At 40.0% G+C, this 26,256-nt stretch carries 25 protein-coding genes; 22 read left to right on the forward strand and 3 right to left on the reverse strand.

From position 1 onward, the window contains the following. Positions 1–114 precede the first annotated feature (114 nt). From DOK79_RS10895 to DOK79_RS10955, 13 genes are all read left to right on the forward strand, one after another. Positions 115–933: a transporter substrate-binding domain-containing protein gene (locus tag DOK79_RS10895; RefSeq protein WP_206858332.1), complete on the forward strand. Its 819-nt coding sequence runs from the start codon at positions 115–117 to the stop codon at positions 931–933. A gap of 11 nt (positions 934–944) precedes the next feature. Further along, complete coding sequence (locus DOK79_RS10900) at positions 945–1,634, forward strand: ABC transporter permease subunit (protein WP_206858335.1); 690 nt, start codon at positions 945–947, stop codon at positions 1,632–1,634. Between the two features lie 13 nt (positions 1,635–1,647). Continuing rightward, positions 1,648–2,382: an amino acid ABC transporter ATP-binding protein gene (locus DOK79_RS10905; RefSeq protein WP_242543327.1), complete on the forward strand. Its 735-nt coding sequence runs from the start codon at positions 1,648–1,650 to the stop codon at positions 2,380–2,382. Positions 2,383–2,694: 312 nt separating this feature from the next. Next, a complete protein-coding gene (locus tag DOK79_RS10910) occupies positions 2,695–3,222 on the forward strand; it encodes a YqeG family HAD IIIA-type phosphatase (protein ID WP_206858336.1) in 528 nt (175 codons plus the stop codon). Beyond that, positions 3,219–4,328, forward strand: a complete 1,110-nt coding sequence (yqeH, locus tag DOK79_RS10915; protein WP_206858366.1) for a ribosome biogenesis GTPase YqeH — start codon at positions 3,219–3,221, stop codon at positions 4,326–4,328. The genes DOK79_RS10910 and yqeH overlap by 4 nt, the downstream gene beginning before the upstream one ends. Positions 4,329–4,343: 15 nt before the next feature. Continuing rightward, positions 4,344–4,655, forward strand: a complete 312-nt coding sequence (gene yhbY / locus DOK79_RS10920) for a ribosome assembly RNA-binding protein YhbY (RefSeq protein ID WP_206858376.1) — start codon at positions 4,344–4,346, stop codon at positions 4,653–4,655. A 12-nt stretch (positions 4,656–4,667) separates the two neighbouring features. Continuing rightward, positions 4,668–5,315 (forward strand): nicotinate-nucleotide adenylyltransferase, encoded by a 648-nt coding sequence (locus DOK79_RS10925; protein WP_206858379.1) that lies wholly within the window; start codon positions 4,668–4,670, stop codon positions 5,313–5,315. Beyond that, the gene (yqeK, locus tag DOK79_RS10930) at positions 5,305–5,889 is read left to right on the forward strand and encodes a bis(5'-nucleosyl)-tetraphosphatase (symmetrical) YqeK (RefSeq protein WP_206858386.1); all 585 of its coding nucleotides are present in this window, start codon (positions 5,305–5,307) and stop codon (positions 5,887–5,889) included. The genes DOK79_RS10925 and yqeK overlap by 11 nt, the downstream gene beginning before the upstream one ends. 19 nt (positions 5,890–5,908) lie before the next feature. Next, complete coding sequence (gene rsfS, locus DOK79_RS10935) at positions 5,909–6,268, forward strand: ribosome silencing factor (protein WP_206858452.1); 360 nt, start codon at positions 5,909–5,911, stop codon at positions 6,266–6,268. 1 nt (position 6,269) lies between these two features. After that, the gene (locus DOK79_RS10940; protein WP_206858388.1) at positions 6,270–7,031 is read left to right on the forward strand and encodes a class I SAM-dependent DNA methyltransferase; all 762 of its coding nucleotides are present in this window, start codon (positions 6,270–6,272) and stop codon (positions 7,029–7,031) included. Positions 7,032–7,108: 77 nt separating this feature from the next. Continuing rightward, positions 7,109–8,290: a nucleotidyltransferase gene (locus DOK79_RS10945; protein ID WP_206858391.1), complete on the forward strand. Its 1,182-nt coding sequence runs from the start codon at positions 7,109–7,111 to the stop codon at positions 8,288–8,290. 97 nt (positions 8,291–8,387) lie between these two features. After that, positions 8,388–9,107, forward strand: coding sequence for a YebC/PmpR family DNA-binding transcriptional regulator (locus tag DOK79_RS10950; protein ID WP_206858394.1), 720 nt, complete (start codon positions 8,388–8,390; stop codon positions 9,105–9,107). Positions 9,108–9,458: 351 nt separating this feature from the next. After that, positions 9,459–10,097, forward strand: a complete 639-nt coding sequence (locus tag DOK79_RS10955) for a hypothetical protein (RefSeq protein ID WP_206858396.1) — start codon at positions 9,459–9,461, stop codon at positions 10,095–10,097. A 72-nt stretch (positions 10,098–10,169) separates the two neighbouring features. Here the strand turns inward: DOK79_RS10955 and helD are convergent, their stop codons facing one another. Beyond that, the gene (gene helD / locus DOK79_RS10960; protein ID WP_206858398.1) at positions 10,170–12,452 is read right to left on the reverse strand and encodes an RNA polymerase recycling motor HelD; all 2,283 of its coding nucleotides are present in this window, start codon (positions 12,450–12,452) and stop codon (positions 10,170–10,172) included. A 195-nt stretch (positions 12,453–12,647) separates the two neighbouring features. Between helD and DOK79_RS10965 the strand changes: the two genes are divergently transcribed. The 7 genes from DOK79_RS10965 to DOK79_RS10995 all read left to right on the forward strand — a co-directional run bounded on the left by DOK79_RS10965 (position 12,648) and on the right by DOK79_RS10995 (position 21,978). Continuing rightward, positions 12,648–14,459, forward strand: a complete 1,812-nt coding sequence (locus DOK79_RS10965; RefSeq protein ID WP_206858400.1) for a heavy metal translocating P-type ATPase — start codon at positions 12,648–12,650, stop codon at positions 14,457–14,459. A 110-nt stretch (positions 14,460–14,569) separates the two neighbouring features. Beyond that, on the forward strand, positions 14,570–14,749 hold the full coding sequence (locus tag DOK79_RS10970; RefSeq protein ID WP_002287649.1) for a 2-hydroxymuconate tautomerase: 180 nt from the start codon (positions 14,570–14,572) through the stop codon (positions 14,747–14,749). 317 nt (positions 14,750–15,066) lie between these two features. Beyond that, positions 15,067–17,001: a threonine--tRNA ligase gene (gene thrS / locus DOK79_RS10975; RefSeq protein ID WP_206858401.1), complete on the forward strand. Its 1,935-nt coding sequence runs from the start codon at positions 15,067–15,069 to the stop codon at positions 16,999–17,001. Between the two features lie 146 nt (positions 17,002–17,147). Beyond that, positions 17,148–17,951 carry a helix-turn-helix domain-containing protein gene (locus DOK79_RS10980; RefSeq protein ID WP_206858403.1) on the forward strand — a complete coding sequence of 268 codons (804 nt, stop codon included), beginning with the start codon at positions 17,148–17,150 and terminating at the stop codon, positions 17,949–17,951. Between the two features lie 42 nt (positions 17,952–17,993). Then, complete coding sequence (locus DOK79_RS10985) at positions 17,994–18,398, forward strand: VOC family protein (protein WP_206858412.1); 405 nt, start codon at positions 17,994–17,996, stop codon at positions 18,396–18,398. Positions 18,399–18,575: 177 nt separating this feature from the next. Next, positions 18,576–19,421, forward strand: coding sequence for a MurR/RpiR family transcriptional regulator (locus tag DOK79_RS10990; RefSeq protein ID WP_206858414.1), 846 nt, complete (start codon positions 18,576–18,578; stop codon positions 19,419–19,421). Positions 19,422–19,821: 400 nt separating this feature from the next. Beyond that, a complete protein-coding gene (locus DOK79_RS10995; RefSeq protein WP_206858416.1) occupies positions 19,822–21,978 on the forward strand; it encodes a peptidoglycan D,D-transpeptidase FtsI family protein in 2,157 nt (718 codons plus the stop codon). 46 nt (positions 21,979–22,024) lie between these two features. Here the strand turns inward: DOK79_RS10995 and DOK79_RS11000 are convergent, their stop codons facing one another. Next, positions 22,025–22,834: a Cof-type HAD-IIB family hydrolase gene (locus tag DOK79_RS11000; protein ID WP_206858419.1), complete on the reverse strand. Its 810-nt coding sequence runs from the start codon at positions 22,832–22,834 to the stop codon at positions 22,025–22,027. A 294-nt stretch (positions 22,835–23,128) separates the two neighbouring features. Here DOK79_RS11000 and DOK79_RS11005 point away from each other — a divergent pair, with 294 nt between their 5' ends. Continuing rightward, positions 23,129–24,565, forward strand: a complete 1,437-nt coding sequence (locus tag DOK79_RS11005; protein ID WP_206858422.1) for an NCS2 family permease — start codon at positions 23,129–23,131, stop codon at positions 24,563–24,565. A 151-nt stretch (positions 24,566–24,716) separates the two neighbouring features. Beyond that, positions 24,717–25,913 carry a multidrug efflux MFS transporter gene (locus DOK79_RS11010; RefSeq protein WP_206858424.1) on the forward strand — a complete coding sequence of 399 codons (1,197 nt, stop codon included), beginning with the start codon at positions 24,717–24,719 and terminating at the stop codon, positions 25,911–25,913. 49 nt (positions 25,914–25,962) lie between these two features. Here DOK79_RS11010 and DOK79_RS11015 read toward each other — a convergent pair whose 3' ends face one another. Further along, entirely contained in the window at positions 25,963–26,154 is a 192-nt protein-coding gene (locus DOK79_RS11015) for a YjzD family protein (protein WP_206858426.1), read from the reverse strand. Positions 26,155–26,256: the final 102 nt, after the last annotated feature.

Here is a 26,256-nt window from a genome sequence, read left to right on the forward strand (position 1 = left end):
TTATTCATTTTAAAAGCATAAAATCGAAATAAATTAAATAAATATACAAAAAATAGTTTATTTTTGAAATTTTCATGCTATAATGACAGAACAAAATGAATAAGGGGCGAGACAATGAAAAAGATTTCAGGAATTATTTTATTTTTAGTTACAACATTCGCATTAGGCGCTTGTGGGAATGGGAATGCAGCTGAATCAACCGATCAATTGACGGCGATCAAAGAAAGTGGAGTATTGAAAGTTGCGACGTCTGCTGATTATGCGCCGTTTGAATTTCATACGATCGTTGATGGGAAAGATCAAATCGTCGGATCGGACATTGATTTAGCAAATGCTATTGCCGATGAACTTGGTGTGAAACTGGAGCTTTCAGATATGAGTTTCAATACAGTGTTAGCCTCTTTAAAAGAAGGAAAAGCCGATGTAGCGATCTCAGCAATCTCAGCGACTGAAGAACGCAAAGAACAATTTGATTTCACCGACAACTATTACAATCCGCCACAAGTGCTCGTGATCAACAAAAAAGACCAAGGTACATTAACAAGCATGGATAGCTTGGCAGGTAAGAGCTTAGGTGCGCAAAAAGGTTCGATCCAAGAAGCAGTGATCAACGAACAAATCAAAGAGGCTAAAGTAGTTACGATCGACAAGGTGCCAAATATGGTGATCGAGATCAATCAAGGTTCACTTGATGGAATGGTCGTTGAACAGACGATCGCCGAAGCTTATATCGCTCAAAATCCTAACTTGGTGATCGCTGATATCCCTTTGGAACAGTCAGACGATGAAGCCTTTGCTATTGCTTTACCAAAAGGTAGTACCGAATTACAAGAAGAGTTGAATCGCATCATCAAAAAGTTGAGCGATGAAGGCAAGATCGATGAATTTATCAAAAAAAATCATGAATTAGCTGAACAAACAGCGACAGAATAGAGGGAAGCCGTGTGAATTTTTCGTTTTTAGATAAATACTTACCCTATTTTCTATCAGGTGCGGTTGTTACGATCGTGATTTCGATTTTGACTGTCATCTTTGGAACGTTGATTGGTTTAGCAATGGCATTGATGAAGCGCTCAAAAGTCAAGCCTTTGAATTGGTTGGCTAATAGCTATATCGAATTATTGAGAGGCACACCGATGTTGTTGCAGATCATGATCGGGTTCATTCTATTACAACGTTTCTTTCCAGCTGTTGACTGGTCAGTAGGTATTTTGACGATCGACTTAGGTCGTTTGATACCTGGAATCATCGTTTTATCACTAAATTCTGGCGCATATGTTGCTGAAATCATTCGTGGAGGAATCGCGGCTGTCAATATGGGACAAACAGAAGCATCCTATTCGTTAGGGTTACGTCCCATACAAGCGATGCGTTATGTCATTTTCCCACAAGCGTTGAGAAATATTTTGCCACCATTAGGAAATGAGTTTGTCACATTGATCAAAGATTCTTCCCTGCTGACAGTGATCGGTATCAATGAATTGATGGGATCTGCTCAAATCGTGATCTCAAACTCTTATATCCCATTAGAACCTTATTTTATTGCCGCAGGGTTATACTTCGTTATGACTTTTGTGACTTCGCGGTTGTTGAGTAGTTGGGAGAAAAAACTCGGTAAAGGGTATCAACGTTAGGAGAGAACAACGTATGGAAAAATCAATATTGACGATCAAGCAGTTAAATAAATCATTTGCAGAAACAGAAGTGTTGAGAGGTATTTCTACTACTATTTCAGCAGGCGAGGTCGTGGTGATCATCGGCCCTTCAGGTTCAGGAAAAAGTACGTTTCTCCGCTGTTTGAATCTACTCGAATCTCCTACATCGGGTACGGTGGAGTTTGAAGGAACGGACATCACGCATAAACAGCATGATATTTTTAAAACAAGAGAAAAAATGGGGATGGTTTTTCAGCAATTCAATTTATTTCCCAATATGACAGTATTAGAAAATATCACTTTATCACCAATCAAGGTGAAAAAAATGCCAAGAAAAGAAGCCGAAGCGATTGCTTTGGAGCTATTGGCAAAAGTCGGATTGTCAGACAAAGCGGCTGCATATCCGTACTCTTTATCAGGCGGACAGCAACAGCGGATTGCGATTGCGCGAGCGTTGGCGATGCAACCTGATGTCATGTTGTTCGATGAACCTACTTCGGCGCTTGATCCAGAAATGGTCGGTGAGGTGCTCTCCGTTATGTTGCAATTAGCACAAGAAGGAATGACGATGGTTATTGTCACTCATGAAATTGGCTTTGCAAAAGAAGTGGGGGATCGGATCATTTTTATGGATCAAGGACAGATCCTTGAAGAAGGAACACCTGACGAAGTATTTGAACGAACGAGTCATCCTCGGACGATCGATTTCTTAGCAAAAGTCTTATAGTCAGAAAAGAGATAAGAGACAGGAAGATTTGGATGCTTGTTTCGAGTCTGCCTGTAGATGATGATTTTTGTCCTCAAGCAATCTAAAAAAATGAATACAAAGAATCCCTGTGAAAATCAGCAACCAACTTCCCCAATAATAGGAAACTATTTTGGAAGTTGGTTGCTGGTTTCTTGCCGCTGATTACTTCTGTCATAACCATACGTAAAAGGTTTGATGTATAGAGGTAGTTTTTTTTTAGATTTTACAGTATAATATGGGGTTGAGGAGTACATTTCGTGCTCCTTCATTTTTTGCAGATGAGGAGACAACATGTTTTCAAATTATAAACCTACATGGATGGTAGAAGCCGTCTATAAAATTACCCCTGCACAACTGAAAAAACTAGGGATCAAAGCCGTTTTAACGGATCTTGATAATACACTGATTGCTTGGAATAATCCAGACGGGACAGAAGAATTGTTCAGTTGGATTTTAGAAATGAGAAATGCGGGTATACCAGTAGTCGTTGTTTCTAACAACAACTCAGAACGGGTAGCTCGTGCAGTTGAAAAATTTGAGCTGCTTTATGTCGCAAGAGCATTGAAACCTTTACCAGTCGGCATCAATAAAGCGAAGAAAATGTTAGATTTGGCAGATGAGGAGATCATCATGGTCGGTGATCAGATCATGACCGATATTCGTGGCGCCAATAGTGCCGGTATCCGTAGTGTCTTAGTCAAACCAATCATTGATACAGATAGTTGGAAGACGAAGTTCAATCGGTTCTGGGAGCGTAAGATCATGAGTTATTTAGTAAAGAAACATCCAGATATGGATTGGCGAGGTGGCATTGAATGAACGAAGAATTACAATGTATCGGTTGTGGTGTGATGATCCAAACAGAACACCCTGATGAGTTAGGCTATACACCAAAAGCCGCGCTTGAAAAAGGGCTGGCAACAGGTGATGTCTATTGTCAACGTTGTTTTCGTTTGAGACATTATAATGAGATCCAAGATGTGTCATTGACGGATGATGATTTCTTACGATTACTAAATGAATTAGGGCAAAAAGACGCATTGATCGTGAATGTAGTCGATATCTTTGATTTTAACGGATCATTGATCCCTGGATTACATCGTTTTGTCGGGAATAATCCAGTCCTTTTAGTTGGAAATAAAGTCGATATCCTACCTAAATCATTGAAAAAATCAAAAATGATCCAATGGATGAATGAGCGTGCCCATGAAGCAGGGTTAAGACCTGTCGATGTCTTATTGACAAGTGCGAAAAAAGCACCTGAGATGACGACGCTACTTGAGAAGATCGAAGAATATCGTGAAGGCCGCGATGTATATATCGTTGGTGTAACGAATGTTGGGAAATCGACGCTGATCAATCAGATCATCAAAAACACGGCAGGCGTTCAAGAAGTGATCACCACGTCGCAATTTCCAGGAACGACGTTAGACAAAATCGAGATTCCATTAGATGATGGTCAGTTTTTGATCGATACCCCAGGGATCATCCATCGTCATCAAATGGCGCACTATCTAGGCAAAAAAGATTTACGGATCATTGCACCGACGAAAGAAATCAAGCCTAAAGTGTATCAGCTGAATGAAGGCCAAACACTTTTCCTTGGTGGATTAGCTCGATTCGACTTCATTAGTGGGAAACGTGGTTCATTTATTGCCTATGTATCAAATGATGTCAACTTGCATCGGACAAAATTGGAAAAAGCAGATGCTTTTTATGAAAAACATGTAGGTGGCTTATTGCAACCACCACGTCCAAATGAAGTCGGTGACTTCCCTGAACTTGTTCGCTTTGAATTTTCTGTCAAAGAAAAGACAGATATCGTCTTTGCAGGACTAGGGTGGATCACTGTGACAGAACCGGCAGTCATTGCAGGTTGGGCGCCAAAAGGGGTACACGTGTTAAGAAGAAAAGCACTCATTTAAGAAAGAAGGAAAAGCATGAGTTTAAGAGGAAAGCAAAAACGATTTTTACGTAGTCAAGCCCATCATCTACAACCGATTTTTCAAATCGGTAAAGGTGGAGTCAATGAAGCGATGATCGTTCAAATCGAAGAAGCCCTTGAAAAAAGAGAATTGATCAAAGTATCATTGTTACAAAACACAGACGAGATCGCGGAAGATGTGGCACAAGTATTAGAAGAAGCTATCGCCTGTGAAGTGGTACAGATCATCGGACGCGTACTTGTTTTATACAAAGCTTCGACCAAAGAAAAATATCAACGGATATCTAAAGAAGTACATGCAATCTAAGGAGTGACGAAGATGAAATCGCAAGCGAGATCCTTTGTTCGACCTCAAGTATTTCCAAAAGAAATGCCCCATCTTTATGAAAAAAGAAAACAGGTGGGGATCTTGGGAGGAACTTTCAACCCTGTGCATCTGGCCCATTTAGTCATGGCAGAACAAGCAGGACAGAATTTAGGACTAGACCATGTCTGTTTAATGCCTTCCTATCAACCACCTCATGTGGATGAAAAGCCAACAATACCGGCAGAACACCGCTTAAACATGCTTGAACTTGCGATCGAAGACAATCCTTTTTTAACGATTGAAACGATTGAGATCGAACGAGGTGGCAAGAGCTATACGTATGATACGATGAAGGCTTTGACGCAAAATAATCCGGATACGGACTATTATTTTATCATTGGTGGCGATATGGTCGAATATTTGCCAAAGTGGTACAAAATCGATGAATTGTTGACGATGGTCCACTTTGTAGGAATCCACCGTCGCGGTTATCAAGTGGAAACACCGTACCCAGTGATCTGGGTCGATGTTCCGGAAATCGATTTGAGTTCGACAAAAATACGGCAGAAGATCCAACAAGGTTGTTCAGTCCGTTATTTGGTCCCAGATAAAGTCTTGGATTATATTCAGAAAGAAGGCTTGTATCAACATGAATTATAGTACAGATTATACGGCATATACTCGAGAAGTCTTGATGCAAAAAGTCCAAATGCGAATGAGTGAGCAACGGTTCAAACATGTCTTAGGTGTCGAACAAACGGCGATCGCTCTTGCTGAAAAATATGGCTGCTCACCAGAAAAAGCAAGTATCGCTGCACTGACACATGATTATGCGAAAGAACGTCCTGATGATGAGTTTAAACTAGTCATCGAACGGGATCACTTTGATCCTGAGTTGCTCGCTTACGGGAATGCCATTTGGCATGGCTTGGTCGGTGCATCTTTTGTGGAGCGGGAACTAGGCATCACGGATGAGGAGATCTTGCAAGCCATTCGTGTGCATACGACGGGAGCCGCTGAGATGTCTTTACTCGATAAAATCATCTATGTTGCTGATTACATCGAGCCTGGACGTTCTTTTCCAGGTGTTAAAGAAGCTCGTGAACTTGCGATGATCGATCTTGACGAAGCAGTCGCATTCGAAACCAAACATACTTTAGCGCATCTGATTGCGCAAGAACAACAAATATATCCAAAAACAATCGAAACATACAATCATTGGGTAGCAAAATAGCTAGCCAATATAGGAGGAAATCATCATCGATAGTAAAGAACAATTAAAAATCGCTGTTCAAGCAGCTGATTCAAAACGTGCAGAAGATATTTTAGCTTTGGACGTCCGTGAAGTCTCATTATTGGCTGATTATTTCATGATCTGTTCAGCAAACAGTGAACGTCAAATCAATGCCATCGTGGAAGAAATCATCGAAAAAGAAGAAGAAAACAAGTATGAAGTGAAACGCGTAGAAGGAAAAGAAGGTGGCAAATGGATCCTGATCGACCTTGGTGATTTGATCATCCATGTCTTCCATGCACCAGAACGCGGTTTCTACAATTTAGAAAAGCTATGGTCAGACGCACCACTTGTCGACTTGAACGAATGGTTGGATTAAAATGGCATACGAAACATTTGCTTTTATCTACGATGAAGTAATGGACGACGGGTTATATGATCAATGGTTGGCTTTTTCTAAACGGCATTTACCGGAAACAACTAAAAATATCCTTGAACTTGCATGCGGTACTGGCGCATTAGCGGTCGCTTTTGCCAAAGATGGCTACAATGTGACTGGTTTGGATCTGTCAGAAGAAATGCTGATGATCGCCAGTCAACGGGCCTACGAAGAAGAAGCAACAGTGCAATTTGTGGAAGGGAATATGTTAGATCTTTCCGAAAGTGGACAGTACCAAGCAATCACTTGTTTCTCTGATTCTTTATGCTATATGCAAAATGATCAAGAAGTGCAACAAGTCTTTGATGAGGTATTTCAGGCATTAGAAGAGAACGGTCGTTTCTTGTTTGATGTTCATTCCGTTTATCAGATCGATCGAGTGTTTCCAGAGTATAGTTATCATTACCAAGGAGACAATTTTGCCTTTCTTTGGGATAGTTATGCTGGAAAAGAAAAACATAGCATTGAACATTATTTGACATTTTTCGTCGAGTCTCAAGAAAAAGAAGGTACGTTTATTCGTGAAGATGAACTACACCAAGAACGCACGTATCCGTTAGAGAATTACTTGCGTATGCTGGAAAATAGTGGCTTTGCGAAAGTTGAAGTATGTGCTGATTTTACAGATGAGACACCTAACGAAGAATCAAGACGCTGGTTTTTTGTTGCTCATAAGGACGAAAGCGATACAGACGAACTGTAGTTAAAAATAAAAAGAAGGGACGGCTGGATCATAAAGCTTTGTCTCTTCTTTTTTACTAGATGGAAGGAGGAAAGAAAATGAAAGTTTGCGGCATCATTGTGGAGTATAATCCATTTCATAATGGGCATCTTTACCATGTACAACAAGCTAAGGAACAAACTGGGGCAGACGTGGTGATTGCGGTGATGAGCGGAAATTTTTTGCAACGAGGGGAACCGGCGATCATTGATAAATGGCAACGTGCAGAAGTGGCGTTGCACTACGGAGTAGATCTAGTGGTAGAACTACCGATCGAATGGGCGGTACAATCGGCTGATTACTTTGCGAAAGGTGCAGTTCGACTATTGCAAAAATTAGGTTGTGATTATTTATGTTTTGGCACAGAGGACGAGAAGGCGTTTGATTATCAAACATTTGGAACGTTTGTCATGCAACATCAAGATCAAATCACTAAAGCTTTCCAAGCGTTGCCTGATCAGACGATGAGTTATCCGCAAAAGATGACACAAGTATTCAAACAAGTCTATCCAGAGATCTCGCTTGATTTTTCCTCACCTAATCATATCCTAGGGTTGAGCTATGCAAAAGAAAATGCGACCTATGAACATCCGATGAAATTAATCCCGATCAATCGTAAAGGGGCAGGGTATCATGATAAAGAATTGTCTGAAGAAACGATTGCTAGTGCCACGGCGATTCGTAAAGCACTAACAGAACATCGCTCGATTTCTGCCACAGTCCCCTCAGAAACAGAGACGTTTTTAACGACAGGAAGTTTACAAACATGGGCATCCTATTGGCCCTTGTTAAAATATCGACTTCTATCCTCCACGGTCGACTCGTTGCAACAAATCTATCAGATGACGGAAGGTATAGAAATTCGAATGTTAGAAGCGGCAAAGACTGCCACTACGTTTGCTGAGTTTGTCGAACAAGTCAAAACAAAACGTTATACTTGGACGAGGATCCAACGTTTGTCTTGCTATGTATTGTTGAATATCCAAAATGAAGAAATGAAGGAACAACAATTGCAAGAATATATCCATGTGTTAGGCTTTACATCAGCAGGTCGGGCATGTCTCAAAACTAAAAAAGCATGCGCACTCTTTTCTAAAATCGGCAAAAAAGAAGCGCAAGTAGCAAAACTACTCGTTCGCAGTGATGAAATCTATCGCTTAGGTGGCGAGGTAGCGGAACAAGTATTTGGGCGAAAACCAGTCTTTATTGAAACGATCGAAGAGAAAAAAAGCTTCACATAAACCTGATTCACAAGTATAATGAAACAGGACGTTTTGTGTGTTCCCGCACGAATCAAAAGTATCTATCTTATATCAAATCAGAAAGCGAAGTGAAACTATGGGACGTAAATGGGCCAATATCGTAGCTAAAAAAACAGCTAAAGATGCAAACAACAGCCGAGTTTATGCGAAGTTCGGAATTGAAATCTATGCAGCAGCAAAATCAGGTGACCCTGACCCACACGCTAACCAAAAACTACGTTTCGTCATTGAACGCGCTAAAACTTACAATGTACCTAAACATATCATTGATCGAGCAATCGAAAAAGCGAAAGGTTCAGGAGATGAAACTTACTCTGAATTGCGCTATGAAGGATTTGGACCAAATGGCTCAATGGTCATCGTTGACACGTTGACTAACAATGTGAACCGGACAGCCGCTGATGTGCGTGCCGCATTCGGTAAAAATGGTGGTAATATGGGTGTATCTGGTGCAGTTTCTTATATGTTCGATAATACGGCGATTTTCGGTTTTGCCGGCGAAGATGCAGATGAGATCTTAGAGTACTTGATGGAAAAAGACATCGATGTGCGTGATGTCATGGAAGAAGATGGACAAATCATCGTTTACGGTGAAGTGCCTGATTTCCACAGTATCCAAGAAGCACTAAAAGAAAAAGGCATCACTGAATTTTCTATTGCTGAGATCCAAATGATCCCTCAAAATGAAGTCACATTGACTGGTGACGATTTAGAAAAATTCGAAAAAATGATTGACGTATTAGAAGACCTAGAAGATGTTCAACATGTCTTCCATAATGTAGCGTTAGAAGATTAATAGAGTAACACTGATAAAAAGGGCTTGAAAGAACCATTTTCAAGTTCTTTTTTATTTTCTTTGAAAGACTAAGCAGTTGTTATCATACCCAAAAACCCAATGTCATGTTTTACTTTCGATCTTTTATCTCTCCATTTTTTCTGATAAAGGAACTTTTCGGTGAGAGTGAAAAAAGAAGCAGAGGCTTAAAAAATTTAGAAAAGACAACAAAGAAGTCGTAGTAAAATTAAAAATTGCGTGTTATTTGTTACAGTTTTTTTGTGATTTATTATCATTTCTATTTCAACCTGTGTTATTATTAAAGTATCGTGAGTAAACGAATAGTAATTTGATGTAGGCGGGGAAAGAATAATGGAAGCAAAAATTAATCTAGAGCCTTTCGAACGTATTCTAAGCGGTTACCAAAAAGTAGAAGAATTGGCAGTCAATATCGCTGATTGCTCAAAGCTTGCTCAAAAATATGCACCTTATGGCGTAGAAGGCTATCGTTTAGGAAACTATATAGGCACAGGCTATTTGAATCGTTATCTAGAATGTATGGTTGATCGGGCACCTATGCTGATCTATAAAAAAAAATATTTGATCCCATTGCTTTTTCGACGTTCTGACTCAGCATTTCAGTTGTTTGAAGAAGATTATCGAATGGAAGCTTTCTTTTTATTGTTGGACTGGAGTCTGAAGCATCAACCAGAAAAGATATTGATTGAAACAAGCACAAAAATGGCACCAAAAAAAGAGACAGTCATCGATACTGCTTATCTGGCCTTTCGTGTCTCAGAAATATTGGACAGTGGCGGCTATCCGATCAGCAATTTCCAGACGGTCGAACAATTCATGGATTGGAATCGTATTTATCGTTTGATCGATAATGGCGGGATCGGTCGACACAGCAAGGTGTTTGACCCAGAATATCCGGAAAATATCGAAGAACTGCGAATGATCGTCTCACTTGTTCGTTTGAAATACCCAAACACAGAATTGATGTTGTGATCGATAGATGAATAAAAAACAGAGATTTTCTACACGTCACGTAGAAAATCTCTGTTTTTTTTATGCAAAGAATCAATCTAAAGTGAGAGACTCATAATGTTCAGTAGCCAATGTTTGCAGAAAAGAAGCATCTTTAGCGGATGTAAAGAGGATTAATTCATGCATGGCGCGTGTACACATCGTATATAAAATCTGTTTGTCATGGCCAGAATTAAAATGTGCGTCATCCACATTCCACAAAAAGACTCGGTCAAATTCTAATCCTTTGGCTAGATAAGCCGGGAGAAGAATAATCGAACGTTTCATAAAATCAGATTCATCCGCAATCAACTGGACTTGGTCTTTTAATGAAGCAGGCAATTGTTCATAAAGAGTTTCACATTCAGCGATTGTTTTGCCAATGATCGCAGTGCGCCAATATTTTGCTTGTTCTTTCGTCTCTGTGATCGTTTGTTCCAACCACTGGATTTTACTTGAGGCTGAATCACTTTGGACGATCAATGGCAAACGTCCTTCACGAGCGGTTGTTTCTACCACATTATCATGTGCTAAGAAATGATTCGCAAAATCAGTGATCTGTTTCGTAGAGCGATAGCTCGTGGTTAACTGAAACTGTGTCACTTCTTTTTCTGGGAAAAGCGCCTCTAACGAACCAGTGATCGTTTCATTACCAAAGACATTTTGATTTAGATCTCCACAAAATGTTAGGTTAGCATTTGGATAAATCGATTGGAGCAAAGCGACTTGTGAAGGTGCGAAATCTTGCATTTCATCGATGAAGATATACCGTGCTTTTTGAGTGACTGATACAGGATGGACACGACGCATCAGTAGAAAATATAAAACGGCATCTTCTTGTGGCAGCTCTCTGGTACGTAAATTTGTCTTGACTACTTGTAGGTGTTCACCCCAAGCACTTTCGCTGACGCCATGTGACGTTAACAGCTCTTTAGGCACTGTTTGTAGAAAGTGAAGAAACTGTTTGGGTAAGTTGACAAATTGATACTGCAAGATCCCACGATGAACTCTACGAAACCTTTTTTTCACGATTTGGTTCGCTAATTTTTTGAGCAATGATCTTTCTTTTTGTTCGGTGTATTCTAAGTTTGGATCGGTGGCATATAGTTCTTGGAGTTGCTCTTCTGCAAGCTCTTTGACCCATTTCTGACGAGTTTCATCCTTTTGCAGTCCGCCTAGTTTTTTCAATAGTTTTGTTTGCAGCAAGGACAGGCGTTGATGCAAGGGGAGTAATTCATTTGTTTCTTGATACCATCTTCGAATCGCTTCTTTTGATAAAATGGTTCGACCATTGATTTTCATTTCACGGAACAAAGGACCAAAATCAGTGATTGTTTGAATGTAAGTATCGAGATGCTCAACGAAAGTCAAGCCAGATTTCAATGTTTTGATCGGATCATTGTCACCAGAGAGAAAACCGACTTCTTGTTGTTCTTCCTCTGTCAAATCAAATTCAGGCAACAACTGTTGTAAATAATTTTTGAATGTTTGTGTTGGTACACCACTTTCACCTAGAGAAGGTAAAACAGTGGAGATGTAATCAGAAAATAGATGATTCGGCGAGAATAATAAGACATTTTCGGCATCTAACCATTTTCGATTGTGATAAAGAATAAACGCAATTCGTTGAAGTAACGCTGAAGTCTTACCACTGCCAGCGATCCCTTCGATCAGCATGACTTTACTGTTTGTGTCACGAATGATTGCATTTTGGGCTTTTTGGATCGTGGAAACAATGTTCTTCATATGAGCGCTAGAAGCATCATCTAAAATCTCTAACAGAAAATCATCATTGATGACTTCGGATGTATCGACCATCGAGACGATTTTCCCATCAACGATCTTGAATTGTCGTTTCAATAGCAGTTCCACATCGATTTTTTCTACATCGGTTTCGTAAAAAGCAGGGCCGATTTCCCCTTCATAATAGAGGTTAGCGATTGGCGCACGCCAGTCGATCACGATCGTTTCTTCATCCGTATCTCTTAATGAAGCGATACCTAGATAGAGGGTTTCTTTTTCTGTTTCTTCTTTAAAATCAATGCGGGCAAAGTAAGGATTTTCTTTCATCACTTCTAAAGTTTGTAGGCGTTTTTGTTGCGATTCTAATGTGTGGTACTTTAAAAGTAGTTCTTGTTCATGTTGGCGGTATTCGACTACTGACTCGTAAAAAGATTCGTTAGAGCCACTACGTATTTTGTGATTCGCTGTTTCCTTTGTGGAATCATTCATTTTTTCTGTCAAGTCGCTTAATTTGCGATTTAATAGGCGTTGTTCTAATTGGATCATTTGAGTGGTTTCTTCCACATGCTGTTGTTCTAATTGTCTTTCATTCATTGCATCGTTTACTCCTTCCGCCGTAAATAACGAATTAAAAGTATAGCACAGATTGATTAAAAAAGGTACATCGGAGAGTCAACTAAAAATAATCGTAAAGTATTTGAGAGTGATAGTTGTTTTCATTTAGGGGTTTTTAGTTTAAATGGCCTAAGAGAACAGGTATTCTAAAGATGGAGAAAGGAGCTGAACGAAATGACACATTATAAAAAATTTGCGATGACACTACTGATCGGTGTGGTGGCACTGGTCAGTGAGTTTATGTTCGATCGTCCTCGCCTTGCGTTTATCATCATTGCTGTCACAGGTGGTTCACTCGCCTTCTTGATGTTTATTGAAATGATCAAAACGCTACGTTCAGGGAAATATGGGGTAGATATCTTAGCAATCACGGCAATCGTTGCGACGTTGCTTGTCAATGAATATTGGGCGAGTTTGATGATTTTGATCATGCTGACAGGTGGCGAGAGTCTGGAAGACTATGCGCAGAAAAAAGCGGGTCAAGAATTACAATCTCTATTAGATAATACGCCTCGAACTGCCCATAAATTGGAAGGGGATAAACAACTTGATGTTTCAGTAGATGCACTTGAGGTTGGCGATCGATTGGTAATCAAACCAGGAGAAATCGTTCCGGCTGACGGACGAGTGATAAAGGGCGAATCTACTTTTGATGAAGCATCGTTGACGGGTGAATCGAAACCGATAGTCAAGAAGATCGATGATGAATTGATGTCTGGTTCGGTCAACGGCGATTCGTCTGTTCAGATGATCGTTGAAAAGCGGGCAGAAGACAGTCAGTACCAACTCATCATCAAGCTTGTGGAGGAATCGAAAGAAAAACCAGCACGCTTTGTTCGTCTGGCAGATCGTTATGCTGTTCCTTTTACCTTGATTGCTTACGTGATCGGTGGAATTGCTTGGTGGGTCAGTGGGGATCCTGTACGCTTTGCGCAAGTTTTAGTTGTAGCATCGCCCTGTCCATTGATTTTAGCTGCCCCTGTCGCATTAGTGGCGGGTATGAGTCGTTCAAGTAAAAGCGGGATCGTGGTCAAAACTGGGACTGCTGTTGAAAAATTAGCTGAAACAAAAACGATTGCTTTTGATAAGACAGGAACGATCACCAAAGGTATTCTTGCAGTCACTGGCGTTGATCCAGTTTCTCAATTTTCAGAAGCGGAATTATTGCGCGTGGCAGCAAGTGCGGAACAAGGTTCTGCTCACATCTTAGCCCGTTCTTTAGTTCAAGCAGTTCCACAACTATTACCAGTCACTGATTTAAAAGAAATCTCAGGACAAGGGATCGAAGCAACAGTCGAGGGACGTCATGTCAAAGTAGGAAATGCAAAGTTTATCGGCGTACCTGAATCTAAAACCGATACAACTGCGATCTATGTGGCGATCGATGAAAGATATGCGGGGACGATCTATTTCTCTGACACGATTCGCCCAGAAGCAAAGGAAACGATTGCGAACTTGAAAGCACAAGGGATTCAAGATTTGTTGATGATAACAGGAGATGGGCATACGGTTGCTGAGTCAATTGCTGAGAAAGTTGGCTTGACTGAAATCCATGCTCGTTGCTTACCACAAGATAAGTTAACGATTTTAACTAGTATCCCCGAAGAAAAGCGCCCTGTCACCATGGTGGGAGATGGTGTCAATGATGCGCCTGCCTTAACAGTAGCTGATGTAGGCATAGCCATGGGGGCACATGGTTCTACCGCAGCAAGTGAAAGCGCAGATGTTGTCATTTTGAAAGATGACTTGGAGCGAGTCGCCGAAGCAGTGATGATTTCTAGAGATACGATGAAAGTAGCGAAACAGTCTGTTTTGATTGGTATTTTTGTTTGTGTCTTTTTGATGCTTGTTGCAAGTACAGGAGTCATTCCAGCATTGTTTGGTGCCATGCTCCAAGAAGTTGTTGATACAGTTTCCATTTTAAGTGCGTTGCGTGCCAAAAAATCCTCACCTCAAAAACGAAATCGGGTCATCCCGCAAAATTAAGGACAAAATCGCAAGAAGGACTTTTCAGCAAAATCTTTTTACGGTATGATGCAAAGAGAGAAGTAACACTTGATCAAACAAAAAAAGAACCGTGAGAGGAAGTTGAAAACATGCCATTCGTACATGTCGAATTAGTCGAAGGACGTAGCCCCGAACAATTAGAAAACATGATGAAAGATATTACCGAAGCTGTCCACAAAAATACGCAAGCACCAAAAGAACACATTCATGTGATCATCAACGAAATGAAAAAAGGCACATATGGTGTCAATGGTGAATGGAAAAAATAAGTTGATTCGAGACTTGATTTTTTCAAACAATAGTGGTTAAATAAATTCATAGATGATTGATGAGAAAGACAACTGAATTTGAGAGTCTTCGATAAGAGAGGAAAAGCTAGGCTGAAAATTTTCCAGAAGAAAACCAAAGGATGACCACTTTCGAAACCTTTGTTGAAACAAAGGCGGTCGTACCGTTATCACGCTTGAGGAATACGAACATCGTATTCAAAATTAGGTGGAACCACGAATTTTTCGTCCTAGTATCTGTATAGATACTAGGACTTTTTTTATTAGTGGTAAAACAAAAATTAAAGGAGGAATCCCCTATGATAAAAATGACATTTCCCGATGGTGCTGTAAAAGAGTTTGCGCCAGGGATCACAACTGCAGAGATTGCAGAAAGTATTTCTAAAAGTTTAGCAAAGAAAGCCTTGGCTGGTAAAGTGAATGGTGAACTGATCGACTTGAACCGTGGGATCGAAGAAGATGGCTCAATCGAGATCGTGACACCAGATCATGAAGATGCCCTTGCTTTGGTTCGTCACTCAAGTGCTCACTTGATGGCACAAGCAATGCGTCGCTTGTATCCAAATATCCACTTTGGTGTAGGACCAGCAATCGATTCAGGGTTTTATTACGATACAGACAACGGCGAAAACCAAGTCAGTGCCGAAGATCTACCAGCAATCGAAGCAGAAATGATGGCGATCGTTAAAGAAAACTTGCCAATCGAACGTCGTGTGTTATCAAAACAAGAAGCATTAGAAATCTTTGCAAGCGATCCTTACAAAGTGGAATTGATCAGTGAATTACCAGAAGATGAAGTGATCACTGCATACCAACAAGGAGAATTCATCGACCTATGCCGTGGCCCACATGTCCCTTCAACTGGACGTATCCAAGTCTTTAAATTATTATCGGTTGCTGGTGCTTACTGGCGCGGAAATTCAAATAATCAAATGATGCAACGTGTCTATGGAACAGCATTTTTTGATAAAAAAGCTCTTAAAGAATTTATCCAAATGCGTGAAGAAGCCAAAGAGAGAGACCATCGTAAATTAGGAAAAGAATTGGAGCTATTTATGGTAGCACCTGAAGTTGGTTCAGGCTTACCATTCTGGTTACCAAAAGGTGCAACGATCCGTCGTACGATCGAACGTTACATCGTGGACAAAGAAATCAGCTTAGGCTATCAACATGTGTATACACCGATCATGGGTGACGTTGAGTTATACAAAACTTCAGGACACTGGGACCATTACCAAGAAGATATGTTCCCACCAATGGATATGGGAGATGGCGAAATGCTTGTTTTACGCCCGATGAACTGTCCACACCACATGATGGTCTATAAAAACACGATCCATTCTTACCGTGAATTACCGATCCGTATCGCCGAACTTGGTATGATGCACCGTTATGAAAAATCAGGTGCGTTATCTGGATTGCAACGTGTACGTGAAATGACATTGAACGATGGCCACACATTTGTCCGTCCAGATCAAATCAAAGATGAGTTTAAACGTACGTTGGAGTTGATGGTCGCTGTCTACGCAGATTTCAATATCACAGACTATCGTTTCCGTTTAAGCTATCGTGATCCAAACAATACAGATAAATATTTCGATGACGATGCGATGTGGGAAAAAGCACAGATCATGTTAAAAGCTGCGATGGATGAAATGGAGCTTGAGTACTTTGAAGCAGAAGGAGAAGCAGCCTTCTATGGACCAAAATTAGATGTTCAAGTAAAAACAGCCTTGGGTACAGAAGAAACATTATCAACGATCCAATTGGACTTCTTATTACCAGAACGCTTTGATTTGACTTACGTGGGAGAAGATGGCGAAAACAACCATCGACCAGTCGTTATCCATAGAGGAATCGTTTCAACGATGGAACGCTTTGTCGCTTACTTGACTGAAGTATACAAAGGAGCATTCCCAACTTGGTTGGCACCGATCCAAGCAACGATCATCCCAGTTTCGGTTGATGCGCATGGCGATTACGCTTATGAAATCAAAGAACGTCTACAAATGAAAGGCTTACGTGTAGAAGTCGATGACCGCAATGAAAAAATGGGCTATAAGATCCGTGCGTCACAAACACAAAAAATTCCATATCAAATCGTTGTTGGTGACAAAGAAATGGCAGATGCAACAGTGAATATCCGCCGCTACGGAAGTAAAGAAACAGCTGTAGAAGATTTGAATATTTTTGTTGATGCGATGTCAGAAGAAGTTCATAATTACAGCCGTTAAGACGAATTTTTAAAAAGTTATAAGTGAATACAAAACGGGGAGGACAAAAATGTTCTTCCCTGTTTTTTTTATCTAGCTGATCGTTGCTGATGGGAAAAACGAAATCATGGTAAGATAGAAGTAGCTGAATAAAGAAGGAGAAGAGAATGTACCAGCCAATCCAACCGCATCATCTATTCCATAAAGAATACGAAGAAAAAATCAACTATACAGAAATATATCTCCCTGACTTAGCAGATGTCTTGGTGTGTATGTGGGAGTCGATTGCAATTGATTTTAGTGGCACGATGAACGATGTGATCATCGCTGATGGTTGCATCGATTTGATTGTGAATGTCTTGGAAAAATCTGTTTTTTATACCGGTTCAAGTAAAACTGACTTCAACTTTATCTCGAATTTTCCCGAACACTATATTGGTTTTCGTTTAAAGCCAGGTGCTTTTTTTGCACTGACTGGCCGAGAGGCAACTGAGGCAATGGATAAAGTATTACCGCTTGAGGAAGTGGCGCTTGATTTTGATACGACACAATTTTTTACTCTTACGATTGAAGAAATGAAAGAAACGCTGATTGGCTATTTGTCTGGTTTAGCCGAACTGATTATCAATAATGAATACATCAAGCTGTTTGAAGATTTATATGTAAAAAAAATGTCATCTACTCAAGAATTGTATGAGTATATGGGCTTGAGTCCACGCCAAGTCCAGCGCTTATTCAAAAAGCACTACGGTCTCACGCCGCAAATGGGGCTATCGATCATCAAATTTCACCATAGTTTGACGATTTTATTCACACAACCAACGGATCGAAAAGTGCTTGTTGAAAATTATTATGATCAATCTCATTTTATCAATGAGTTCAAAAAAAATATCGGCCTCACACCGAGTGAATTCATAAAATTAAGCGAGCAGCGAAAAATGTCGCTTCTATCCAATACGTTACTTCGTTGAGTTGTTACAATGAGAGTAACTTATAAAAGGAGTGGTCGATAGATGAACTTTAATCAGGCAAAAATAGGTTTAGTGATTCAAAAAGATTATGCACGATGTTATGACTTCTACACAAAAAAATTAGGTTTAGTCCCTACATGGGGAGATAGCAAAGGTCCGTATACGTCATTTGCAATGGCTGAAGGAGAACCTAACTGTTTTGATATGACTTTGGCAGAAGAAATGTCTTTAATCAATGGCTACACGCCATCTGTTGGAGAAAAAGCATCTGATACAGTAGTGATTACGCTCCCTACGAAAGATATTCAAAAAGATTATCAGAAGTTAAAGGCAAATGGCGTGATTTTTTTAGGTGAGCCACAGAAAATGGAGACTTGGGGCGGCTTTATGAGTGCCTACTTTAGAGATCCAGAAGGTAATTTATTTGAACTAAATGATGGTTTTTAGGCATTTAAAAAATGTATAAGAAAGAATCTAAAGTACAAGTGATATCTGAGTTCACGCGTATTTAGGGTTCTTTTTTTGCCGAATGAATGTTTTTGATTTTCTTGTTCCGAAGCAGATTTGTTTTCCTTTGAGTATGCTATAATCATATAGACTGATAGAAAGAAGGAAGTGTAGCAGATGAGCGTAATTAGTCGTATCGAAAGTATGATGAATGAGTATTCCTCGGCGGAAAAAAAATTAGCCGATTATATCGTGACACATGTAGAAAAAATTCCGATGATGACAGCTAATGAATTAGCAGAAGGTGCTGGGGTAAGTGCCCCTACAGTGGTTCGCTTTTCTAAAAAACTTGGTTTTCAAAGTTTGACGGCTTTCAAAATCAATGTTTCTACGGAACTACAAGCCGGTATTGTAGAAGGCTTTAGTGACATCGAACCGAACGAGTCATTTTATTCGATCAAGCATAAGTTAGGAAACAATGCGCAAGTGGCGATCAAAGAAACCGTGGATATTTTAGAAGAAGAGATGATCCAACGTGTCGTGAAACGTCTGGAAGAAGCCCAGACCGTTTATCTCTATGGAGTAGGTGCGTCTTCTTTAGTTGTGGAGGACATTCTCCAAAAATGGTCTCGTGTAGGAAAACCGATCATCTTTGAAAAAGATATCCATGTGTTATTGCCACAACTAGTAAGTAACGATACTAAAAAAGTACTATGGCTTGTTTCTAACTCTGGGAACAGCAAAGAAGTAGTGATGCTTGCTCAGTTAGCGAAAGAAATAGGGATCGAGGTCATCGCCTTGACACAATTTGGGAACAACCAATTAAGCAAATTGGCTGATGTCGTTGTCCAAACATCAAGACCTAAAGAGATCACGAATCGTAGTGCGGCAACAAACTCTTTGCTGGCGCAATTTGCAACGATCGATATCATTTTTTATTTCTACATGGCGAAGAATGAAAAATTGACCGACAAAGTCATGCAAACCAAAGAAGCAATCAAGAATTATGTCAAACGAAAATGAAATAACAGATGGTAGTTTTCCACAATGTCAGATTAGTTTCCATTGTTTCACGGTAAAAGAAAACTTTATTTTCAAAAACAACCATATTTTTTAAAGATTTTTAAAGTTGTTTTTTGTGACACATTTCTTGTTTGTGAAACAAATCGGGTTTTTTCGAGGTGAGAATTAAAGAATTTCTTGCGGATTGGGATTTTACTTTTTAATTTTGTTTTTTTTAGGTACAATGGAGGCACTATGACATGAGTTATCTGTCGTCCCCTCAAATCGAAAGAACGGTGTTCCGGAAGCAACTCTTTCAAAAATAAGTCCTGCAACGCCAAAATATAAGAAGATATTTTAGGTTTGCAATGCTTATTTTTCGTAGTTGGAAGCTTCTGTTACAACCATGCAAAAGATAGGAATGATGAAAAGTTTTATGAAAAAAAATACAAATAATTCTTGGTTAGATCGAATAAAAAAAGGGACTCAAGAACCGAAAAACAAGACGTTTCGTCGTTCACACGTTCCTTTTCGTTTAAATTTTCTTTTTTTCATTATATTTACGTTGTTCGTGTCATTGATTGCTCGATTAGGTTATTTGCAGATCGTGAACAGTGAGACATTAGAAGCGAAAGTCAAATCTTCTTCATCTTTGACGGTGCAAGTCAGCTCACCTCGTGGGATGATCTATGATGCGACTGGAAAAGCACTAGTGACGAATCAAGCCAATCAGGCGATCACATTTACGAGAGGCAGAAACATGACAGCCGAGGACTTGCTGAAAACAGCAAATAAACTGACGCAATTGATCGACATGCCAGTAGATGAAAATTTGACGACTCGTGATAAGAAGGATTTTTGGTTAGCTGATCCTGCTCACTTGAAAGAGGCGACCGAACGTTTGTCGGCGAAAGAAAAAGAGTTGAGTACTAGTGAACAATACCAGGCAACGGTAGACAAAGTGACCGATGAGGAAATCAATTTCAATGAAGAACAGTTGAAAGCTGCAACGATTTTCAAACGAATGAATAACGCTTATGAATTGAATACAGTCTTTATCAAAAATTCTGATGTGACAGATCAAGAATTGGCGATCGTAGCAGAACACGCTTCAGATCTTCCGGGAGTTTCAACAGGAACTGACTGGGTACGCCAGTACAATGCGGCGGATTCAATAAAGAGTATCCTAGGAAGTGTGACTTCAGAAAGACAAGGATTACCGGCTGATCAAGTGGAAGAATTTTTGGCAAAAGGTTATTCACGTAATGACCGAGTGGGTCAAAGTTATTTAGAAAAACAATATGAAGATGTTCTGCAAGGAACAAAGACACAATATGAAGTGACGTTAGATAATAATGGAAATGTGATCCAACAAAAAGAACTTTATGCCGGAGAAAAAGGCTCGAACTTGATGTTATCGATCAATGCAGAGTTCCAAGCGAAAGTCGAAGAGATTCTTCGAAACAATTATCAAAAATTAGTCGATAATGGCAAAGCCCAATATTCACCAGGTGCCTATGTCGTTGCGATGAATCCACAAACGGGTGATGTTCTGGCAATGGCTGGTTTTAGCCATGAACAAGGTTCAAAAGATTTGACTGAAAATGCACTTGGTACGATCACCAATGCGTTTGTTCCAGGATCTGTCGTGAAGGCAGGGACGTTGGCAGCCGGTTGGCAAAGTGGTGTGATCAGTGGCAATCAAGTATTAGTTGACGAACCGATCAGACTGCAAGGCTCTTCTGAAAAAAGTTCCGTCTTCAATCGTAGCGGTTCCGTACCGTTGAATGTCGTTCAAGCGCTAGAGCTTTCATCAAATACGTACATGATCAAAGTCGCTTTAAAAATGCTAGGATTAGAATACGTACCGAATATGGGCTTACCTAGTTTGAGTGAAGAGGCACAAGCATATGAACAATTGCGTGAGGGCTTCAAACAATTCGGACTTGGAACGATCACAGGTATTGATTTACCGAATGAGTCTGCGGGGATTTCACATTCTGTTGAGTCCATGAAGAAATTCAATGAGGATAATGGCCAAGACTGGTTCACACCAGGTAACTTTACCGATTTGGCATTTGGACAGTTTGATACGTATACACCGATCCAATTGGCGCAATATGCTTCAACCGTCGCAAATGGCGGAAAAAGAATCCAACCTCGTCTGGTCAAAGGAATCTATGGCAATGACGAGAATGGTAATCTGGGCGAAGTGAAAAAGGAAATGGAACCAGTTGTTGAAAATACAGTGGATATCTCACCTGAAAACATGGCGCTTTTACGTGAAGGTTTCCATCAAGTGGTTCATGGCACAAATGCCTACACAACTGCTCGCTCATTAGCAGATGCAAAGATGGATCTTTCTGCTAAAACAGGGACCGCCGAAACGGTTGCTGAAGGACATCCCGATATTGCAACGGTCAATAGTAATATCGTTGCATATGGCCCGACAGAAAATCCTGAGATCGCAGTAAGTGTCGTATTACCAAACCTTCTAGATGAAAAAGATCGGATGAATTCGATCATTGCAAAAGAGATCATGAATGCTTATTACGATATGTTCATGGCAAATAGATAAAAAAATAGTTCAGAAGATATGTAACGTATCTTCTGAACTATTTTTTTTATAATGAAAGGAACTTTTCAAGGTAACTTGCCAGACCATCTTCTTCGTTTGTTTGCTCAGTGACATCGTTGGCTACTCCTTTGAGTTGCTCCGTACCGTTAGCCATCGCAACACCCCAGCCGGCATACTCGAGAAGTTCCAAGTCGTTATGCTCATCACCAAAAGCAATGACATCTTTTTGTTCGATCGATAAATGATTCGCCACTTGATGGATTCCTTTTGCTTTTTCGATCCCTTTTGAAACGATCTCTAAAATCGCCATCGGACCTCCCCAAGTCCTTACATCTACGTGTTTTCCAAATTGCCGTGTCAGTTCAGCAGAAACTTGTTCGGCGTATTGTTTTTCCGTACGTACCAATAAGGACGTAGGATTAGTTGTTAGATTTCGAGGAGACAGTAGATTTTCTGGTTTAGGATTTGGTGAAGCAAAGAATTTTGCATCAAAAAAATCAAACGTATCGATAAAGAAAGTATCGCGATTCTCCGCAGCGATAAAGTCTAGGTTCAATTGATTTTTTTGCGCTAAGATCTCAAAAACGATTTCTTTATTGATCAGTGTTTCTTGCTCGCCAGCCCATTGTTGGTTTGGGATATGCACGAGCGCACCATTAAAGTTGACCATTGGGGTAGTCAATTCTAACTGTTGATAATACTGATAGCTCATTCGATAAGGACGACCTGTTGCAATACTGACATGATGGCCAGCATCAATGGCTTTTCTCAATGTTTGTTGGGTTTTATTCGTAATGATCGAATCAGGATTCAAAGTTGTTCCATCCAAGTCGATCGCAATCAATTTTTTGTTCAATGCTGTCATTCCTTTCAAACAACGATTTGTTTCAGTCTAGCATATTTCAATGAATAAACAAGGTGAAAAATTTTCTGAAAAGGAGATTCTAATGAGCGAAGAGAGAAAAGAAGGAGAAAAAAACCGGTAAAACACGAACGTTTTTAGAATAAACTAACTTTTTATATAGTTTTCTATTGAAATACGAATGAAATCTCTATATAATTTATAAATGTTCGACGGGGGAATGGATTTGGATTTATTTTACATATTATTATGTAGTCCGTTAGAAAAAATCAGGGAGTGGAAATTTTTATGGAAAAGTTTTTCCAACTAAAGAAAAATAATACAAACGTACCAACAGAAGTAATGGCAGGTGTAACGACCTTTTTTGCCATGAGTTATATATTATTTGTTAATCCGACGATCTTATCAGCTTCTGGGATGCCGTTTCAAGCAGTCTTTTTAGCAACGATCATCGCATCGATCATCGGTACTTTAGTGATGGGGTTATTTGCCAATGTGCCATATGCACAAGCACCAGGCATGGGACTAAATGCTTTCTTTACTTTTACAGTAGTCTTTGGGTTAGGTTATTCTTGGCAAGAAGCATTAGCTATGGTCTTTATCTGTGGATTGATCAATGTATTTATTACCGTTACCAATATTCGTAAAATGATCATCCATGCGATTCCTGAGAGTTTACAACATGCAATCGGTGGAGGTATTGGGATTTTTGTTGCGTATGTTGGAATCAAAAATGCTGGGCTTTTGTCGTTTTCTGCGGATCAATCAGCAATCACTAGCTCTGTCGTTGACAACGGTCAAGTAACAAATGTGACGATCAATGGCGGAATCGTACCTGAACTGGCAAACTTTAATAATGCGCCGATCCTATTAGCTGTCATTGGGTTAGTTTTGACATCGATCTTAGTTGTTAAAAATGTTCGTGGTGCAATCTTGATCGGTATCGTAGTCACAACGATCATCGGAATTTTGATGGGGGTTGTCGATCTAGGAACGATTGATTGGGAACAAAATTCTTTAGGCAATTCAATCAATGAACTAGGCACAACATTTGGTGCAGCATTTGGTGCGGAAGGGATGCAATCTTTATTCAGCGATAGCTCTAAGATCCCACAAGTACTGATGACGATCATTGCGTTTAGTTTATCCGATACATTTGATACGATTGGTACGTTCATCGGTACTGGACGACGTACAGGTATTTTCTCTAAAGAAGATGAGGAAGCTTTGGAAGACGGACGAGGATTCAAAACTAAAATGGATAAAGCGTTGTTCGCTGACGCGATTGCGACATCGATTGGTGCGATTTTCGGAACATCGAATACAACGACGTATGTCGAATCAGCAGCTGGTATCGGTGCTGGTGGTCGTACAGGTTTGACTTCAGTTGTCGTAGCCGCATTATTTGCTTTAAGTAGCTTATTTTCTCCACTGATCGCTGTCGTGCCAGCACAAGCAACTGCTCCGGCATTGATCTTAGTAGGTGTGATGATGATGGCATCTTTTGCTGACATCAATTGGTTAGATATGGAAGAAGCCTTACCGGCATTTTTTGCTTCGATCTTTATGGGATTAGCGTACAGCATCTCTTACGGAATCGCCGCTGGTTTTATCTTCTATACGATCATGAAAGTCATCAAAGGCAAAACAAACGAGATTTCATTTGCTTTATGGGTTGTTGATATTTTATTCATCCTCAACTTTGTTATTTTAGCAGTTATTTAAATGACAATTGATAGGAGTAAAGAGTCGGTTGACTCTTTGCTTCTATTTTTTTGGTCTAGTTCCTCTTTTGCAAAAACGAACGATACCGGCACATACGTTGCACACAGGTAGAAAAATAGGTATGATAATAGAGACGAAAGAAGGGTGATGAATGAAGATTCAATGGAAGAGAAATTTATTTGTAGCTTGGATAGGCTGCTTCTTTACTGGTTCAAGTATCAGTTTAGTCATGCCGTTTATTCCAGTATACGTTGAACAACTAGGTACACCAAAGGATCAAATCGAATTATTTTCGGGACTGGCGATTTCAGTAACAGCTTTTGCTGCGGCAATCGTTGCGCCTATTTGGGGGAACTTAGCTGACCGTAAAGGAAGAAAAATGATGATGATCCGAGCAGCTGCCGGAATGACCATCACTATGGGGTCACTAGCCTTTGTACCAAATGCGTATTGGCTTTTGGTCATGCGTTTCTTTAATGGGATTTTATCTGGATACATACCTAATGCGACAGCGATGATTGCTTCACAAGCACCAAAAGAGAAAAGTGGCTGGGCGTTAGGCACACTTTCTACTGGAGCAGTTGCAGGCACATTGATCGGTCCATCGATGGGGGGCGCTTTGGCGCAATGGTTCGGAATGGAAAATGTCTTTTTGATTACTGGAGGGTTATTACTGATCACCACGATCTTAACGATTTTCATGGTAAAAGAAGATTTCCAACCGGTTGAGAAGAAAGATCTGATCAGTACGAAAGAAGTCTTTGCTAAAATGGATCACTTTTCTGTTTTAGTCGGTTTGTTTATCACTACGTTGATTTTACAGTTAGGGATCACGACGATCAGTCCGATTTTGACATTATATATTCGAGAACTCAGCGGTGATACATCAAATATTTTATTTGTGAGTGGCTTGATTGTTTCAGTCTCAGGAGTATCAGCCGTCTTTTCTTCGCCAAGACTTGGGAAGCTAGGGGATAAGATAGGAAATCAAAAAGTTCTATTAGCAGGGTTGGTTTTATCTTTATGTTGCTATTTACCAATGGCGTTTGTAACGACACCATTACAACTAGGAATTTTACGCTTCATATTAGGTTTTTCAACAGGTGCGTTGATGCCATCGATCAATACATTGATTAGCAAGATCACACCTGAAGAAGGGGTTAGCCGAGTATACAGTTACAACCAGATGTTTACGAACTTTGGTCAGGTTTTAGGACCAATGCTAGGTTCAACGATTGCCCATGCGTACAATTATAGTGCAGTGTTTATTGTGACGAGTCTTTTTGTTCTAACCAATATCCTTTTATCACTGTTCAATTTTAGAAAAGTATTACATCAAAAACTATGATCAAGCAAAATAAAAAACAGATTGGAGAATACTCCAATCTGTTCGGCTTTTAGGAATGTGATGATGTCGTTTCTTTTTTAGGTGTTGCAGCAGCGCTGATCAAAATGACGATCAATCCCGCAACTAATGAAATAATAGTCGTCATAGTAAAATCATAAGGGCTACTCGTTAATGCACCACCAATATAGCCAACCACTTGACCTAAAATGACTGCCCAAAACAATGTGACGATATATCGCATATCAAACACCTCTTTTCTAAGTTCAGTTTACCAGATTTTTTTGGAATGTAAAGGGAGAAACAAGCGTCCAAAGGCAATGAGTGGCGTCAAAAAGGAATAAAC

Source organism: Enterococcus sp. DIV1094 (genome assembly GCF_017316305.2).
GTDB classification, from domain to species: Bacteria; Bacillota; Bacilli; order Lactobacillales; family Enterococcaceae; genus Enterococcus_B; species Enterococcus_B mangumiae.

What these genes read in the sequence shown, in the direction of transcription:
- DOK79_RS10895 (WP_206858332.1), top strand. Translation starts at nt 115, where the DNA reads ATGAAAAAGATTTCAGGAATTATTTTATTTTTAGTTACAACATTCGCA.
- DOK79_RS10905 (WP_242543327.1), top strand. Translation starts at nt 1,648, where the DNA reads ATGGAAAAATCAATATTGACGATCAAGCAGTTAAATAAATCATTTGCA.
- DOK79_RS10910 (WP_206858336.1), top strand. Translation starts at nt 2,695, where the DNA reads ATGTTTTCAAATTATAAACCTACATGGATGGTAGAAGCCGTCTATAAA.
- yqeH (WP_206858366.1), top strand. Translation starts at nt 3,219, where the DNA reads ATGAACGAAGAATTACAATGTATCGGTTGTGGTGTGATGATCCAAACA.
- yhbY (WP_206858376.1), top strand. Translation starts at nt 4,344, where the DNA reads ATGAGTTTAAGAGGAAAGCAAAAACGATTTTTACGTAGTCAAGCCCAT.
- DOK79_RS10925 (WP_206858379.1), top strand. Translation starts at nt 4,668, where the DNA reads ATGAAATCGCAAGCGAGATCCTTTGTTCGACCTCAAGTATTTCCAAAA.
- yqeK (WP_206858386.1), top strand. Translation starts at nt 5,305, where the DNA reads ATGAATTATAGTACAGATTATACGGCATATACTCGAGAAGTCTTGATG.
- DOK79_RS10940 (WP_206858388.1), top strand. Translation starts at nt 6,270, where the DNA reads ATGGCATACGAAACATTTGCTTTTATCTACGATGAAGTAATGGACGAC.
- DOK79_RS10945 (WP_206858391.1), top strand. Translation starts at nt 7,109, where the DNA reads ATGAAAGTTTGCGGCATCATTGTGGAGTATAATCCATTTCATAATGGG.
- DOK79_RS10950 (WP_206858394.1), top strand. Translation starts at nt 8,388, where the DNA reads ATGGGACGTAAATGGGCCAATATCGTAGCTAAAAAAACAGCTAAAGAT.
- DOK79_RS10955 (WP_206858396.1), top strand. Translation starts at nt 9,459, where the DNA reads ATGGAAGCAAAAATTAATCTAGAGCCTTTCGAACGTATTCTAAGCGGT.
- helD (WP_206858398.1), bottom strand. Translation starts at nt 12,452, where the DNA reads ATGAATGAAAGACAATTAGAACAACAGCATGTGGAAGAAACCACTCAA.
- DOK79_RS10965 (WP_206858400.1), top strand. Translation starts at nt 12,648, where the DNA reads ATGACACATTATAAAAAATTTGCGATGACACTACTGATCGGTGTGGTG.
- DOK79_RS10970 (WP_002287649.1), top strand. Translation starts at nt 14,570, where the DNA reads ATGCCATTCGTACATGTCGAATTAGTCGAAGGACGTAGCCCCGAACAA.
- thrS (WP_206858401.1), top strand. Translation starts at nt 15,067, where the DNA reads ATGATAAAAATGACATTTCCCGATGGTGCTGTAAAAGAGTTTGCGCCA.
- DOK79_RS10980 (WP_206858403.1), top strand. Translation starts at nt 17,148, where the DNA reads ATGTACCAGCCAATCCAACCGCATCATCTATTCCATAAAGAATACGAA.
- DOK79_RS10985 (WP_206858412.1), top strand. Translation starts at nt 17,994, where the DNA reads ATGAACTTTAATCAGGCAAAAATAGGTTTAGTGATTCAAAAAGATTAT.
- DOK79_RS10990 (WP_206858414.1), top strand. Translation starts at nt 18,576, where the DNA reads ATGAGCGTAATTAGTCGTATCGAAAGTATGATGAATGAGTATTCCTCG.
- DOK79_RS10995 (WP_206858416.1), top strand. Translation starts at nt 19,822, where the DNA reads ATGATGAAAAGTTTTATGAAAAAAAATACAAATAATTCTTGGTTAGAT.
- DOK79_RS11005 (WP_206858422.1), top strand. Translation starts at nt 23,129, where the DNA reads ATGGAAAAGTTTTTCCAACTAAAGAAAAATAATACAAACGTACCAACA.
- DOK79_RS11010 (WP_206858424.1), top strand. Translation starts at nt 24,717, where the DNA reads ATGAAGATTCAATGGAAGAGAAATTTATTTGTAGCTTGGATAGGCTGC.
- DOK79_RS11015 (WP_206858426.1), bottom strand. Translation starts at nt 26,154, where the DNA reads ATGCGATATATCGTCACATTGTTTTGGGCAGTCATTTTAGGTCAAGTG.